The sequence below is a fragment of the Swingsia samuiensis genome, from assembly GCF_006542355.1.
Taxonomy (GTDB): Bacteria; Pseudomonadota; Alphaproteobacteria; order Acetobacterales; family Acetobacteraceae; genus Gluconobacter; species Gluconobacter samuiensis.
The window spans coordinates 1,768,372-1,782,999 of the sequence record NZ_CP038141.1; the positions used below are offsets into that span (position 1 = coordinate 1,768,372).

Here is a 14,628-nt window from a genome sequence, read left to right on the forward strand (position 1 = left end):
ATTTGATCTATGAACTTTATAGAATGAATTGCTTTGTATATTCGTGATAAAAATTGCACAAGTTTAATGATATATTCATTAAGGAGATTATGTGGTGCGCACCAGCACGATGACAAAGGGAATTGCCGGTTTAGTAGTACTGGGGGTGGCGGCCTGGGGCGGTACGGTCACTTATCTGGAACATTTCGATCATGCTGGCGCCCCCCAACTTCCGGTCAATAGTTCGACCCGGCATGATGCAAAAGCAATGGCAGCATTCGCAGCATTTCAAGAAGTGCGGTGTGATTATTGCCATACTAAAAATGCAGATTTACCTTTTTACTTTAATCTGCCTGGTGCAAACCAGATTATGAAAAAAGATTTGGTTGAAGGGCAACGGCATTTTAATTTTGCTCCAATCATTGCTGATTTCCAACAAGGCACTCCTCCTTCTGTTGAGCAACTATCTCGTATTGAAGAGGTCATTTCCCAAAATCGGATGCCGCCGACACCTTATTTGTTGATGCATCCACATGCACATTTAGATGAGAAACAAAGAGCCGATATTCTTGCTTGGGTAAGAGATCAGCGTGAGCGCTATTACGCGAGCTCGGATGTAAAGCCTGAGTTCCGTGGTGAGGTTATTCAGCCTATTCCAGAAAGCATGCCTGTTGATTGGAAGAAAGCCGAGCTGGGCCGTCAGTTGTTCTTTGATAAACACCTCTCTGGAAATGACCAGCTGAATTGTGCAAGCTGTCACGGCCTAAATAAAGGTGGGGTTGATAACCTTGTAACAGCAACGGGGATTAATGGTCAGAAAGGCCCAATTAATACGCCGTCTGTTTATAATTCGACCTTTAACCTAGAACAGTTCTGGAATGGTCGTGCAAAAGATCTGAAAGCTCAAGCCGCTGGTCCTGTGATGAACCCTGTTGAAATGGGCTCTCATGATTGGGAAGGCGTTGCGACGAAAATCCGTTCTTTGCCAAACTATGTTAGCGAGTTTACAGCGGTTTACGGTAAGGACGAAATTTCTCAGAACACCGTTACAGATGCAATCGCCGAGTATGAAAAAACCTTGATTACACCTGATAGTCGCTTTGACTTGTATCTGAAAGGGCAGTCAAATGCGATTACAGATCAGGAGAAAAGAGGCTATGAGCGGTTTAAACAAATTGGATGCTCAGGCTGTCATAGTGGCGTAGCTGTTGGTGGTGATGCATTTGAAATTCTTGGATTGGAAGGTCCATATTTTGAAGATCGTCATACGAAGTTGACGCCAGCTGACGAAGGTCGTTTCTCCTTCACGAAAGATCGCTCAGACTATCAGCGCTTTAAAATCCCTAATTTGAGAAACGTTGAGCTGACCGGCCCATGGTTCCATGATGGTTCAGCAAAGACGTTGGAAGATGCTGTTCGTAAAATGGCTCGGTATGAAACACCAGATCATGATATTTCAGATCAAGATGTGGCAGATATCGTTGCTTTCTTGAAAACCCTTACAGGGAAATATCAAGGCGTGCCATTGAAAGATGTAGAGGTTGAAGCTCCTTTAAAAGTGCCCCAGTCTCACTGATTCTTGATACAATTTAAAGAAAAAGCCTCGGATCTTCCGGGGCTTTTTTTATAGGGTAGATAATGAGTATGAATATGGTACAGCTTTTAGGGTATTTTGATTAAGAGGTAGGTGGTGGCAAAAAGGGCGCTTAGGAAAGATGAAATAACGTTATGGGAGATGGTTGTGCGTGATATTAAGCCGCTATCTTCTCCACGGCGCTCATCACCATCAATGGTAAAAACTCCTGAAAAAGAAGATGTTGTTTCGATTGCAAAGCTAAAGTCTCAGGGCGCATCTAAAAGAGATACGTCATTTGAAGTTGTTTTCCGGCAGCCTGAAAAGAAAGTAACAAAGTTACAGGAGTTGAGGGTAGGTGTGCGTGCTCCAGGTTTAGATGACACAAGCTGGAGACGACTATCGCGCGGTAAGGTACGGGTTGATGCAAAGTTAGATTTGCATGGATACGTGGTGCAAGAAGCCTTCGAAAATCTGTTGGAATTTCTACATCGTGCGCGTGTCAGAAACTGGAAATGTATTGAAGTGGTTACAGGCAGAGGAAGCGGACCATCGAGTGGGCTAATCCGTCGTGAGTTGCCAATGTGGTTACAAAGACAAGAGATTAGGCCCATGATTTTGGCCGTAGTGCATCCTCATGCTGCAAATCATGGCTCGGTGAGAATTTTATTACGAACAAAGAAGCACTAAAACAGGGTCAGTTATTTAAAATAATCGCGTTTCTTGATTATCTCTCCACCGGGGGCTGTTGAAAGAAATCCAACGCTGTAAAGCAAGGCGTGCATTTAAACTTGCCGTTGCACGGGAAAGGAAGGGGGAGGCATTATCGCCCACAGCAAGAGCAAAGTGATGCATCTCAGCCCAATGTTGGATGCTGCTGTTTTGTAAAACGTCACTCGATGCTTTGACCCAATCTGCAATAAAATTATGAGGCGTGAGCATCGGCAGAGCAACAGTGAGGGCTGTATAGGCACAGGCAGAAACAGCTTGCCATGCTTCGTATAAGTTCCCTTCTGGTGTTCGGTGGCGCAATTGTTGATGCGCTTCTAAGAAGTTGGGAATACGGTCAGTAAAAGTATCAGGCAAGGTGCCCGAGTAATAAAGGGGAGCGACTGTCGGCGGAAGCTGAGCTAAAAACTCTTCTAATGAAGTGTCTAGCGTATAAGGCAGAACCTGAAAGGCATCAATTTCGTTACGCTTCAATGCCTCAAGAGCATCAGATGTTTTAGTATATCCCGGAACGGCAATAGGCTGCAAACCCAAAAGGGTTAGTCCTAGTAGGGCTCCCAGTTCGAGGCCTGTTGGATGAGAAACTGCGAGGCGAACAGAATGGTCGATAAAAAAATTTCGTAATCGACTACGTAAGCCTGTGTGAGGACTATCTGTACGCACGATGACAATAGCTGCGGAATGAGCGGTGAGAAGAGGGATCCATCGTGTGAAATCATAATGCACACGTTGATCGCCTATTAGGGAAGCAAGAAGAGTATTTCCGGGGGCAACAATAGCGCAGAGTTCATCCGTGGGAACATTCGCATCAAAAAGATTAGCGGCCCGTATGCCATCTTGCTCTAAATCAGGGGTGATTTCGATAAGGTCTGGAAGCTTTAAGGATTTTGAATAAGGAACGGCTGCGAGTTTTGCAAATTGTCCGGCAGTTGAATTCAGTGTTCCTCCCAGCAAAAGGCGAGCATTTTGTAACCCCGACGCTTGAGCATTGAGGAATGAACCTAACATTCCTAATGCACCAGTGCTCAGTAAGAAACGACGTCTGCTTAGCTTGAGGGGATGTGAGAGAGACATTATGGCCAACGTACTTCAGGTGGCATGCTCATTAAAATGGCCTCAGTATTTCCACCGGTTTTGAGACCGAATAAAGTGCCTCTATCATGAAGTAGATTAAACTCCACATATCTACCACGTCTAATAAGTTGGGCGTCTCGATCTTCTTCAGACCAAGGGGTTAACATGCGGCGTTGGACAACTTTTGGGTATGATTCAAAGAAGGCTGTTCCAACATCTTTCGTGAAAGCAAAATCTTCTTCTAAATTGTCTGTTGAAAACTGATCATAAAAAATCCCCCCTAATCCTCGGGGTTCATCTCGGTGATGTAAGTGGAAATATTTATCACACCATTCTTTAAAGCGTGGATAACGAGATGGATCGTAATTTAAGCATGCTTCTTCAAATTTTTGATGGAAAAAAGCTGCGTCTTCTTGTGCTTCCTTGCTGTCGGGGAACATAGGGGTAATATCACCACCACCACCAAACCAGCCTTTAGTGGTTATAATCATACGGGTATTGAAGTGCGCCGCACTTACATGGGGGTTACATGGGTGGGCGACTAAAGAGACACCCGTAGCAAAAAAACGGGGGTCTTCTTGTGCGCCGGGAATATTTTTACGGAATTCAGGGGAAAACTCTCCCCAAACAGTTGAAACATTCACTCCGACTTTTTCAAAAACACGTCCTCGCATGATGGACATGACGCCACCACCACCCTCTGGCCGCTCCCATGCCGTGCGGGTAAAACGCCCTGCTTCTGTGCGTGAGTGAAGAACTTGAGAGTTCTGTTTAACAGCCTCATCTTCAATTTGTTCATAAGAAGCGCAAATCCGGTCTCGGAGGGATTCAAACCAGTTTTTTGCTTCTTGTTTGAGTGTATCATGTGGGACGTCGGGGCGAATAAGGTCAGCAAATTCAGTGCTGGTTTGGCTCATCGTGTTCTCCCGTCTGTCGACTTTACTCAAAAGAATTAAATAAGATCACCTTATTAGCAAATCGTTAAGGCAACGAATAGCCATGCTCTTTTTTATGCTGCTGGTTTAAAGTCTATTACGCAAAGGGTTGCATTAAAATCATTCTGCGTGTTCCTGATAGAATGATACACATTTATCTAAAGGTATAAGTTTTTATGTCTGCACATTCTGAAGTTCAGCCTGTCATCGGGATCGTTGGTGGATCAGGGTTGTATGATATTGATGGATTAGAAAATAAGGAATGGCGTAAAGTCGAAACTCCGTGGGGTGATCCTTCTGATGAGCTCCTTTTTGGGGTTTTTGAAGGCGTAAAGTGCGTTTTTCTTCCTCGGCATGGCCGTGGCCATCCAATCCCTCCATCACGATTGAATTTTCGTGCCAATATTGATGCTCTAAAGCGGGCAGGTGTTACGGATATTCTGTCATTATCGGCAGTCGGATCGTTAAAGGAAAATTTGCCCCCTGGAGAGTTTGTGCTGGTGGATCAGTTTATTGATCGTAGCTTTGCACGGGAGAAGAGCTTTTTTGAAACAGGGTGCGTGGCGCATGTGAGCATGGCAGATCCGGTTTCTGCTCGATTGCTTGATGTTTTGGAAGCAGAAGCAAAGAAGTTACAGATTTCGGTAACGCGCGGGGGTACGTATCTTGTGATGGAAGGGCCTCAGTTCTCTACACGCGCTGAAAGTGAACTCTATCGCTCATGGGGATGCTCTGTGATTGGCATGACGAATATGCCAGAAGCCAAGCTGGCTCGTGAAGCAGAAATGAATTATGCCACCGTTGCAATGGTGACGGATTTTGACTGCTGGCACACAGAGCATGATAGCGTAACAGTTGAAAGCGTTGTCAAAGTGATGAGCGGCAATGCGGATAAAGCACGCCGTCTTGTAAAGGCTGTTATTCCGGTTCTAGGACAAAAGCGTGGTGTAGATCTTTCTGCTGAAAGAGCGTTGGATCATGCTTTAATTACAGCACCTGAGAAACGTGATCCTGCCTTAATCGCAAAATTAGATGCTGTTGCAGGACGTGTTTTGAAATAAAGGGTATGAGAGCTCTGCCAAAATAAACAAGGCAGAGCTCGTGGCTTAACGTATTAAGCCAGATTTTGTCTTAAGAATTCGACACTACGCTTCCATGCAAGATCGCGTGCGTTTTTATCAAAATCTGCACGATCGCGGCAGCCAAAACCATGGCCTGCGTTATCATATACAAAAACTTCTACTTCAGGGCGTTTTTGGCGAATAGTTTGGATATCAAGATGAGGAATTGTATGGTCTTGATCGCCAAAATGAAGTTGCACAGGGCAGTGTGGAGCGTGCTCTACGTAGTCTGATATTCCACGCCCATACCAGCTGACTGCTGCGTTAACTTGATGGGTTTGTACCGCTTCAAGCCAAGCGATCAATCCACCCCAGCAAAAACCAATGATTCCTGTCTTACGGTTATGGTCTTCTTGGCGAAGGTGTTTGGAGCAAGCTGCTATATCTTTACGAAGATGCTCTGGTGTAATTTGAGCGCGGTATTTGAGGCCTTCTTCAATGCCGTGTTGGTCGTAATTTAAGACGGTATTCGGCTTAACACGGTCAAAAAGGGCAGGAGCGATAACGTGGAAGCCTTCTTGCGCGAGTTCTTCACACGTTGTTTTGATGTGATCTGTTAGTCCAAAGATTTCTTGAATAACGATAATGGAGTGTTGAGACTCCGCAGAACCAGCTTCCCAAGCATCGAAGCTATGACCATCATCAGTTGTGAGGCGAACGAGACGCCCTTGTGTTTTCTTGGTATTCATAAGGATATATCCATCACGTAGAGAGCCTGAAAGGCAAGACAATGACAGATGTTATTAATCTTCGGCGTGAACGTAAACGCCGGAAGTCTTTAGAGGACGCAAAGCAGGCGGAAACGAACAGGCTTCTATACGGGCGTACAAAAGCACAAAAGCAATCTGATTCTCTGGAAAAATTAAGGAAAAAGGCCCTTTTAGATGGGAAACGACTCAGAGAAGAAGATTAGATTTTTCTTGACGTAAAGCATTATAATGATTACCTATTTAGCACTCTCTATACGAGAGTGCTAATTGGCGCTGCTACTATGAGCGCATAACCTGGTTGAGCTGCTTTAGAACAAGGGCCAGCCTTATTTATGGAGCGATCCATGACGAAATTTCGTCCCCTTCACGACCGTGTCGTGGTCCGTCGTCTAACAGGCGAAGAAAAGACAGCTGGTGGCATTATTATTCCAGACACCGCAAAAGACAAACCAACAGAAGGTGAAGTTGTTTCTGTTGGCCCTGGCGCTCGTAATGAGCAAGGCCAGATTGTTGCGCTTGATGTAAAAGCTGGTGACAAGGTTCTTTTCGGTAAATGGTCTGGAACAGAGGTGAAGATTGACGGTGAAGAACTGTTGATCATGAAAGAAAGCGATATCATGGGTGTGATTGGCTAATTCAGCCTCCCATTGAATAGAGTATTTTCAGAAACCTCATTTAGGATTTAAACAAATGGCTGCTAAAGACGTCAAATTCGGTGCAGATGCACGTGAACGTATGTTGCGTGGTGTAGATATTCTAGCCAACGCAGTAAAAGTAACGCTTGGTCCAAAAGGCCGTAACGTTGTTTTGGATAAGAGCTTCGGTGCACCTCGTATTACAAAAGATGGTGTTTCTGTTGCTAAAGAAATCGAGCTTGCTGATAAGTTCGAAAATATGGGCGCACAAATGGTGCGTGAAGTTGCTTCCAAAACCAATGATCTAGCTGGTGATGGCACAACGACATCAACCGTGCTTGCACAAGCAATCATCCGTGAGGGTGCAAAGGCTGTTGCAGCTGGCATGAACCCAATGGATCTTAAACGCGGGATCGACAAGGCTGTCGAAGCTGTTGTTGAAGAACTTAAAAAGAACACCAAGAAAATCACTTCCCCAGGTGAAATTGCTCAGGTTGGAACAATTTCTTCAAATGGTGAACGTGAAATCGGTGAGATGATTTCTGCTGCGATGCAGAAAGTTGGCTCTGAAGGCGTTATCACGGTTGAGGAAGCAAAAGGTCTTCATACAGAACTCGACGTTGTTGAGGGTATGCAGTTCGACCGTGGTTATATTTCTCCATACTTCGTAACCAACCCTGAGAAGATGACAGCTGATCTGGATAATCCTTATATCCTGATCCATGAAAAGAAATTGTCTTCTCTACAGCCAATGTTGCCACTTCTTGAAAGCGTTGTGCAGTCTGGCCGTCCGCTCATGATCATCGCAGAAGATGTTGATGGTGAAGCTCTTGCAACCTTGGTCGTAAACAAGCTTCGTGGTGGACTAAAAATTGCTGCCGTTAAAGCGCCTGGTTTTGGTGACCGTCGTAAAGCAATGCTTGAAGATATTGCTGTACTTACCGGTGGACAAGTTATCTCTGAAGATATCGGCATCAAGCTTGAATCTGTAACGCTTGAAATGCTTGGCCGTGCCAAGAAAGTTCATATCGAAAAAGAGAACACAACGATCGTAGAAGGTGCTGGTAATGGCGACGATATTAAAGGTCGTTGCAACCAGATCCGTGCTCAGATCGAAGAAACAACATCTGACTATGATCGTGAAAAACTTCAGGAACGTCTTGCTAAATTAGCAGGTGGTGTTGCTGTTATTCGCGTTGGTGGTAGCACAGAGGTTGAAGTTAAAGAACGTAAAGACCGCGTGGATGATGCTCTTCATGCAACACGTGCCGCTGTTGAAGAAGGTATCGTCCCTGGTGGTGGTACAGCTCTTGCTCGTGCGTCTGTGGTTCTAAAAGGCCTTGATTTTGCAAATGATGATCAGCGTATTGGTGCTGATATCGTTCGTAAGGCTCTTCAGTCTCCTCTTCGTCAGATCGCTGAAAATGCGGGTGAAGATGGTGCAGTAATTGCTGGCAAGGTTCTTGAAAACAACACGTATAACTTTGGTTTTGATGCTCAAACCGGTGAGTATAAAGACCTTGTTGCCGATGGTATCATCGATCCAACAAAGGTTGTCCGTACAGCTCTGCAAGATGCGGCATCTGTTGGTGGTCTGTTGATTACGACAGAAGCTATGGTTGCAGAACGTCCAGAAAAGAAAGCTCCAGCTGGTGCTCCAGGTGGTATGGGCGGCATGGGTGATATGGATTTCTAATCCATCGTACCCAATAGTTTCTGGGCATTATGTCCAGAAACAGCTAACGGTTATGAAACCTGCTTCGTTTGACGGAGCAGGTTTTTTTGTTGATTGCAGTAGAAACTATTTAAAGAAGCATAGCAGATGTGTTGCATTTGCAACGCTTTCTCAAAAATGTGATGAAAATATGTTAGAATCGTGTTGAGAGTAATGACATTTCATTAATGCAACGTTTAAAGTTCAAGACGAACCCGTTGTTGAGCTTTGAATAAAGAATACTCGAATGAACGCTTCTCGCCGTAATGTGCTTTTGTGTGCATCAATTTTAAGTGTTGGTGCTTTTTCATCTCCTGCAATTGCAGCCGCAGAGCATGTTCATGCGAAGCGTCATCTCTTGCATCATAAACCCCAATTACGCTCACGGGCTGTGAGTAATGCGCCTGTGGTCTCTGGGGTAACTCCTGCTTCTTCGGTGGGAACGGTTCAGAGAGCAAGGGTAGGAAAAAACACCTTGGCATCTGTTGAAAGTACGCATGCTGAAGAAGTGACAGTCACTGGGTCAATGTTAAGCACGTCCAGAAATGCGAATGCTAACCCCGTCCAGATCGTGACGAGTAAGCAGATTATGCAATCTGGTTCGACAACGATGGGAGATTTTTTGGCACGCTTGCCTTCCATCGGGTCTAATTCCACAAATAATACCAACACAAATGGTGGCGGTGGCGTTAGTTGCGCTGATATTAGAAACCTAGGTCAGCAGCGTGTGCTTGTGCTGATTGATGGGAAACGTACTGCTGTTAATGGAAGCAGCAACTGCGTAGATATGAATACGATTCCTGTGCAGTTGGTTAAGCAAGTTGAAATTCTGAAAGATGGTGGGTCAGAGCTTTACGGAGCTGACGCTGTCTCCGGTGTGATTAACATTAAACTAAGGCATGATATCAGCACGGGTAATATCACCATGCGAGGGGGTATTGCAGGCCAAGGTGATGATAAAACGGGAATGATTTCAGCGTATAAAGGTTGGAATTTTGATGATCGTAAAGGCAACATAACGCTTTTCGGCTCTTACATGACGCAAGGCGGTGTAAGGCAGCGGAATCGTTCTTGGGCTGATCCAGTGCAAAATGATCTGGGAGGATCTTCTTTTGGTTCTGCCTATACCCCACAAGGGCGTGTTTACGATGTTTCGGGCAATTTAATGCCGGGGCAGAAAACAACCCGGTATGATTTTTCCCAAGATCAGATGCTTTTGAATCGATTGCAAAATGCCACCCTGTCAGGTGATGCGCATTATAAGTTTGATAAACACTTCAATTTATATTCAAACGTTTTGTATAGTCACCGTAATAGCTATACGCAGATGGCAGCAGAGCCGAGTGCGGGAAGTATTCCTCCCTCTAATTATGCAAGCCTATTATATATTAATAAAGAAAATCCGTTTAATACCTATGGTCAGGATGTAACGTTAAGAAAGCGTTACAATGAATTTGGGCCACGTAAAACGGAAGATGCATCTGACACCTATACGGCGAAAGTCGGGTTAGACGGAGAAATTATCCATAACTGGATGTATGATGCGTCTTATACATATGGATGGAACCAAGATACTTCGCACATGGTCAATATGGGGAATTATGCCCATTTGATGCAGGTTTATGGGATGGATCAGCTTGACCCTAATGATCCTAATAGTGCGATTATGTATAATCCTGGGGTTTGCCAAGGTTCTGCCGGTTGCGCGTTAGCTAATCCGTTTGCCCCTCTGAGTGGGCAGGCTTTAGAATATGCAAATGCTACGCTGAATAATCATTCTTATTATCAGCTGCGTGATTGGAACGTGCGCATTCATAATAACAAGGTGGCTCGTCTTCCGTGGAAGAATGGTGGGGATTTTGCTGTTGCGATGGGGATGGAACGGCGCAGTGAATCTGAGACATTTAAACCAGACCCTTTAATTACTTCGGGCCAGAGCATGACAAACACTCAGAATTATACGGGTGGGGGCTTTCATGTGTGGGAAGGTTATCTTGAAGGTAAGTTAACTCTGCTCAAAAACACAACGATGGCCAAAGATTTATCGATTGATGGTCAAGGGCGTTATTCTTCCTATAATACATTCGGAAGCGCCAAGAACTGGAAAGCTGCTATTAACTGGTCCCCCGTAAGAGATGTGCATTTTAGGGGAACATTAGGAACTTCTACGCGCCAACCATCAGTCTATGAATTATATGGTGGGCAGAGCATGAGCTATGCCACGGCAATGGATCCTTGCGATATGAATCAGGTGGGGACATATGGTGCGCAATCTTCTACAGTAGCGCTAAACTGCGCACAGCAAGGAATTAACTCACAAAATTTTCAGATGGCGACGAGTTCGCAGGTTCCGTCTATTGTGGGGGGGAATTCGAAGTTAAGGCCAGAGCTTGGAAGAACCTATACCTTCGGTGTAGAGTTAACCCCTCGTTGGGTTCGTGGCTTCTCAGCATCTGTTGAATATTGGCACACACGCGTTAAAAATACAATTTCTGCTATACCAACGCAGTATTTGCTTGATCAGTGCTATACGGGTGCAAATACGGGATACTGCTCAAGTATTCTTAGAAATTCACAAGGGCAAATTCAAACCGCAACGACGCTTGATGCTAATTTGGGTGGGCTGAGAACAGGCGGTATTGATTTTGATATGGATTATCATCTGCGGGTAACCCCCCGTGATATGGTTCTGTTATCAAATAATCTTCAGGATACTATTAGCTACCAGCAGCAATATCTACCTGGTGGAGAGTGGTATAATTATACAGGCCGTTTGCAGTATAATAATGCTGTTGGTTTCCCGCGTATACGTGACTACGCAACGTTGACGTGGCAGCATGGCCCAATTGGACTAACTTACATGATGCAATATACTAGTGGGATGGTTTGGAATACTACTCAGCAAGATGTTGTACCGGGGAATGGGGTTGGCCGTTGGAAAACGCCCGGAATGTTCCAGCATGATGTGACGCTGAATTATCGTCTTAATCGGTGGAATTTTGAAGCAGGTATTCAAAACATTGCCAATAAAAAACCACCATTTGTGGCAAGCGGACAAGATAACAGCATGGGTAATCTTTACGGAGGGTTTTACCCAGGACGGTATTTCTTTACGCAGGCTGGTTTGAATTTCTAAAAGTTGTATGTGTTTAAGAAGGGCGGCTGTATAGGCCGCCTTTTTTGTGGTTAGAGCATTAGTTTAGAAATTCTTTAATATGCTCAAGCGCGTCAGTTAAAGAAAGGCGCTCGACCTGTACTCCTTCGGGGAAGGCTGAAAGCAGGCGAGAGGGCATACGTCGATCCAGCATAACGAAAACCCCGCGGTCATCACTGCGTCGAATAAGCCTTCCAAAAGCTTGACGAAGGCGCATGCGTGTAATGCGGTCGTCATATTCGCTTGGTCTCCCTTCCGATAGTAGTTTGCGGCGTTCACGATGAAGGATATCGGGGCGAGGCCAAGGTGTTTTCTCAAAGACAACCATACGCAAGGCATCACCGGGAACATCTACTCCATCTCGCATAGCATCTGTTCCGAGGAGGCAGCTTTGTATTTCGGTGCGGAAAATATCCACTAAAGTTGCGTTATCCATTGCATCAACATGCTGGGCGTAAAGAGGAATACCTTCTGTTTCTAGAGGTTCCTGAATGCGTTTATATACTTCGCGTAAACGCCGAATTGCGGTGAAAAGGCCAAGCCCGCTTCCCCCTGAAGCAGAAAAAAGGGAGCGAAAAGCATGTGCTAAAGACGCAATCTCGGAAGAAACATCCGTAATGATATAGGCGCGAGTTTGTTTGCTGTAATCAAATGGGCTCATCAGAGAAGCCCGGATAGGGGGCTTTATAAAATGTGTGGCTCCGAGCCGGAGTTCGGCGGCGTGCCATGTTTCCTCTCCGCTGGTATTTTGCGGTTGATCTCTTAGGGTTGCGGAGGTGATTAACAATCCGTGTGCGGGTGTTTGGATGGTTGAAACAAAAGGGATCGTTGGGTCGAGCCAGTGTCGATAGAGACCGATATCAAAGCTCTGATGAGGGCTTTGTTTTTGAGGGAGCGGCTCAGAACGAATAAAATCGATATAAGTTGGGATCGTATCAGGAGCTGGAGGAGTTTGAAGAGAATCCAGCATACTAATCCAGCTGGATACAGGGCTAATGGCGCGCCGATGTAAGGTGCGCAGCGTTGATTCGATGCGCTGACGCAAGGTAGAATCTATCTCATCATTATCTTCAATCTGGTGTTCGAACTGTTGGGAAAGTTGTTCTAAAGGGCGCAGAAGTTGTCTGAGCTCTTGAGCCAGAAGTTCTGAATGTTCTTCAAGAGGTGGATTAATCGGGTAAAGGTCACATTCATTCGAAAAATACTCTTGAGAACGGGAAGATGGATGCTCTGCTGTGCGGGCTTTGAGCTGATGCGCCAGTAATTTAAGAAATATTTCGGATGGGTTTTCAGGCTGTGGTGGAGCAGGAAGATCAAGAGGGAAAAGTGTCTCTGTCTCTTCGGTTGCCGGGAGATTTTCTGGAGCGGGTTGGGGTGAGGGAGATGTTTTTTCTTTGAGGCGTGCGGACCATCCCGGAGCGGGTAAAACGCGCGCTGCGTTGAGGACAGCGTGTAACGGTTTTTGGATGGAAGGGATGCGCTCGATCAGATCATCAAGGCGCCTTTGAAGGCCGCGTGCGCGTGAGCGACTGCCTTCTGCACCAAGGAGCCAGCGGCGAAGCTCAGCTGTTTCCAAGCCGGAAAAAGCAATGGAGAAAGCGCTGTCAGCTGCTTCTGGGATATGATGTCCTTCATCAAAAATATATCGGCTTGGGATGGTATCTTCGTCGGGTAAGTGCGCAGGCGTAAGGGAGTTCCACGCGGCTTGGGCCATAACTAAAGCATGATTGGCTATGACGATATCTGCCCGGCGTGCCCGGCGAATGCCGTGTTCAACAAAGCAGGTTTGATAATGGGGGCAAGAGGCGTGAATACATTCCCCGCGTCGGTCAGCAATGGCCGCAAGAGAACCGTGGCCAAAAATTTCACCAAACCATCCGGGGAGATCCCCTCCCATGAGATCTCCATCTCGGCTTTTTTCAGCCCATCGTGCGAGCAGAGATAGGGGAAGAAGAGAGGCTGTCGCATCTTTCCCGCGGGAGGTTACGGTATTAACCATATCTTCCATATTGAGAAGACAGAGATAGTTTTCGCGTCCTTTACGCACGACCACCTTTTCTCGCCGTACGGTATCATTGGGGTAAACGCGGTGTAATTCCTGCTCGATCTGCCGTTGGAGGTGGCGTGTGTAGGTACTTACCCAGACAGCCCCCTTATTTTCTTCAGCCCAAAGCGTGGAAGGAGCAATATAGCCGAGTGTTTTTCCTGTCCCTGTGCCCGCTTCTGCTAGCACTACATTGGGTGCACCAAGGGTTTCTCTCGGTTCAAATGCAGATGTGACCACAGAAGAGAAATCAGCTTGTCCAGGTCGTGTTTCTGCATGCTCGCCCAAGATATCACGGAGCCGTTCTCGGGCTTTGATAGGAGAAACGGGATAACTACTGGGGGCTGGGCGAGGGGCTTCCTCCTCCCATCGGGGGAGACGTTTCCATATGCGAAGGGATTCGTAGGAGTGGGATGCGCCTTGTGTGGAAGGTGGGCCAATAACATCGGATATAATATCGCTCCACACCCATCCCGAACGTTGGAGGGGGAGAAGAAGTGAGCGGAGGTGATTTCCTTCAGGAGCATCTTTTTTCGTATTTAGTTCTGACAGAAGGGCTTCACACAATGTGGGAAGAAAATCAGCCGTAATCGTTTTTTGAGGGTGAAGGCCAAGTGCTAAGGCTAATCCCCTAGGGGTTGGTGCGATGGTTTGGGCGGGGCGTACAAATAAAAAAAGATCTAACAGATCAAACCATGGGACGGGTTGAGAGAGAGGGGTAAGATCGAGAGCCTTCAGTGCGGCTGGGCCATGAATGAGTAAGGGGGGAGGTAATGAGCGGAGTAACTCACGTGTTTGGGGTGCCGGTAGATCCAGTAACTCTCCATCAGGCGTTAAAATAGAGGATAGACCGCGGCGAGCGATTAAGGCTGGGGCATCAAAAGGCGATAAAAAGGGAGGTGAGGCTGGCATTGAGAGGGAGTTTAAAACGAACCTGCATCGTGTGCGAGCTTTTTTCTA

The 14,628-nt window shown here is 46.1% G+C and carries 11 protein-coding genes; 7 read left to right on the forward strand and 4 right to left on the reverse strand.

Going from position 1 to position 14,628, the window contains the following annotated elements; all coding sequences use genetic code 11:
• The first annotated feature begins 109 nt into the window (after positions 1–109).
• Together E3D00_RS08415 and E3D00_RS08420 are read left to right on the forward strand one after the other, a co-directional pair.
• The gene (locus tag E3D00_RS08415; RefSeq protein WP_181442022.1) at positions 110–1,555 is read left to right on the forward strand and encodes a cytochrome-c peroxidase; all 1,446 of its coding nucleotides are present in this window, start codon (positions 110–112) and stop codon (positions 1,553–1,555) included.
• Between the two features lie 159 nt (positions 1,556–1,714).
• Positions 1,715–2,242, forward strand: a complete 528-nt coding sequence (locus E3D00_RS08420) for a Smr/MutS family protein (protein WP_141461666.1) — start codon at positions 1,715–1,717, stop codon at positions 2,240–2,242.
• Between the two features lie 15 nt (positions 2,243–2,257).
• Here the strand turns inward: E3D00_RS08420 and E3D00_RS08425 are convergent, their stop codons facing one another.
• Positions 2,258–3,355 carry a hypothetical protein gene (locus tag E3D00_RS08425; RefSeq protein ID WP_246091409.1) on the reverse strand — a complete coding sequence of 366 codons (1,098 nt, stop codon included), beginning with the start codon at positions 3,353–3,355 and terminating at the stop codon, positions 2,258–2,260.
• Positions 3,355–4,272: an oxygen-dependent coproporphyrinogen oxidase gene (gene hemF, locus E3D00_RS08430; RefSeq protein WP_141461669.1), complete on the reverse strand. Its 918-nt coding sequence runs from the start codon at positions 4,270–4,272 to the stop codon at positions 3,355–3,357. Before hemF ends, E3D00_RS08425 begins: the two co-directional genes overlap by 1 nt.
• A 194-nt stretch (positions 4,273–4,466) precedes the next feature.
• On the opposite strand from hemF, the gene E3D00_RS08435 reads away from it, so the two are divergent.
• Positions 4,467–5,351, forward strand: coding sequence for an S-methyl-5'-thioadenosine phosphorylase (locus E3D00_RS08435; protein WP_141461671.1), 885 nt, complete (start codon positions 4,467–4,469; stop codon positions 5,349–5,351).
• A gap of 53 nt (positions 5,352–5,404) precedes the next feature.
• Here E3D00_RS08435 and E3D00_RS08440 read toward each other — a convergent pair whose 3' ends face one another.
• Positions 5,405–6,100 (reverse strand): dienelactone hydrolase family protein, encoded by a 696-nt coding sequence (locus tag E3D00_RS08440; RefSeq protein ID WP_141461673.1) that lies wholly within the window; start codon positions 6,098–6,100, stop codon positions 5,405–5,407.
• A 41-nt stretch (positions 6,101–6,141) separates the two neighbouring features.
• Here E3D00_RS08440 and E3D00_RS08445 point away from each other — a divergent pair, with 41 nt between their 5' ends.
• The 4 genes from E3D00_RS08445 to E3D00_RS08460 all read left to right on the forward strand — a co-directional run bounded on the left by E3D00_RS08445 (position 6,142) and on the right by E3D00_RS08460 (position 11,606).
• Positions 6,142–6,324: a DUF4169 family protein gene (locus E3D00_RS08445; RefSeq protein ID WP_141461675.1), complete on the forward strand. Its 183-nt coding sequence runs from the start codon at positions 6,142–6,144 to the stop codon at positions 6,322–6,324.
• Between the two features lie 141 nt (positions 6,325–6,465).
• Complete coding sequence (groES, locus tag E3D00_RS08450; RefSeq protein ID WP_062027127.1) at positions 6,466–6,756, forward strand: co-chaperone GroES; 291 nt, start codon at positions 6,466–6,468, stop codon at positions 6,754–6,756.
• A 55-nt stretch (positions 6,757–6,811) separates the two neighbouring features.
• Complete coding sequence (gene groL / locus E3D00_RS08455; RefSeq protein ID WP_141461677.1) at positions 6,812–8,452, forward strand: chaperonin GroEL; 1,641 nt, start codon at positions 6,812–6,814, stop codon at positions 8,450–8,452.
• A gap of 265 nt (positions 8,453–8,717) precedes the next feature.
• Complete coding sequence (locus tag E3D00_RS08460) at positions 8,718–11,606, forward strand: TonB-dependent receptor plug domain-containing protein (protein WP_141461679.1); 2,889 nt, start codon at positions 8,718–8,720, stop codon at positions 11,604–11,606.
• A gap of 58 nt (positions 11,607–11,664) precedes the next feature.
• Here the strand turns inward: E3D00_RS08460 and E3D00_RS08465 are convergent, their stop codons facing one another.
• The gene (locus E3D00_RS08465; RefSeq protein ID WP_141461681.1) at positions 11,665–14,580 is read right to left on the reverse strand and encodes an ATP-dependent DNA helicase; all 2,916 of its coding nucleotides are present in this window, start codon (positions 14,578–14,580) and stop codon (positions 11,665–11,667) included.
• Positions 14,581–14,628: the final 48 nt, after the last annotated feature.

Bases quoted from the DNA above. Each gene is read 5' to 3' on its own strand.
- E3D00_RS08460 (WP_141461679.1), top strand. From the start codon at position 8,718: ATGAACGCTTCTCGCCGTAATGTGCTTTTGTGTGCATCAATTTTAAGT.
- E3D00_RS08440 (WP_141461673.1), bottom strand. From the start codon at position 6,100: ATGAATACCAAGAAAACACAAGGGCGTCTCGTTCGCCTCACAACTGAT.
- E3D00_RS08465 (WP_141461681.1), bottom strand. From the start codon at position 14,580: ATGCCAGCCTCACCTCCCTTTTTATCGCCTTTTGATGCCCCAGCCTTA.
- E3D00_RS08425 (WP_246091409.1), bottom strand. From the start codon at position 3,355: ATGTCTCTCTCACATCCCCTCAAGCTAAGCAGACGTCGTTTCTTACTG.
- E3D00_RS08435 (WP_141461671.1), top strand. From the start codon at position 4,467: ATGTCTGCACATTCTGAAGTTCAGCCTGTCATCGGGATCGTTGGTGGA.
- E3D00_RS08445 (WP_141461675.1), top strand. From the start codon at position 6,142: ATGACAGATGTTATTAATCTTCGGCGTGAACGTAAACGCCGGAAGTCT.
- E3D00_RS08415 (WP_181442022.1), top strand. From the start codon at position 110: ATGACAAAGGGAATTGCCGGTTTAGTAGTACTGGGGGTGGCGGCCTGG.
- hemF (WP_141461669.1), bottom strand. From the start codon at position 4,272: ATGAGCCAAACCAGCACTGAATTTGCTGACCTTATTCGCCCCGACGTC.
- E3D00_RS08420 (WP_141461666.1), top strand. From the start codon at position 1,715: ATGGTTGTGCGTGATATTAAGCCGCTATCTTCTCCACGGCGCTCATCA.
- groL (WP_141461677.1), top strand. From the start codon at position 6,812: ATGGCTGCTAAAGACGTCAAATTCGGTGCAGATGCACGTGAACGTATG.
- groES (WP_062027127.1), top strand. From the start codon at position 6,466: ATGACGAAATTTCGTCCCCTTCACGACCGTGTCGTGGTCCGTCGTCTA.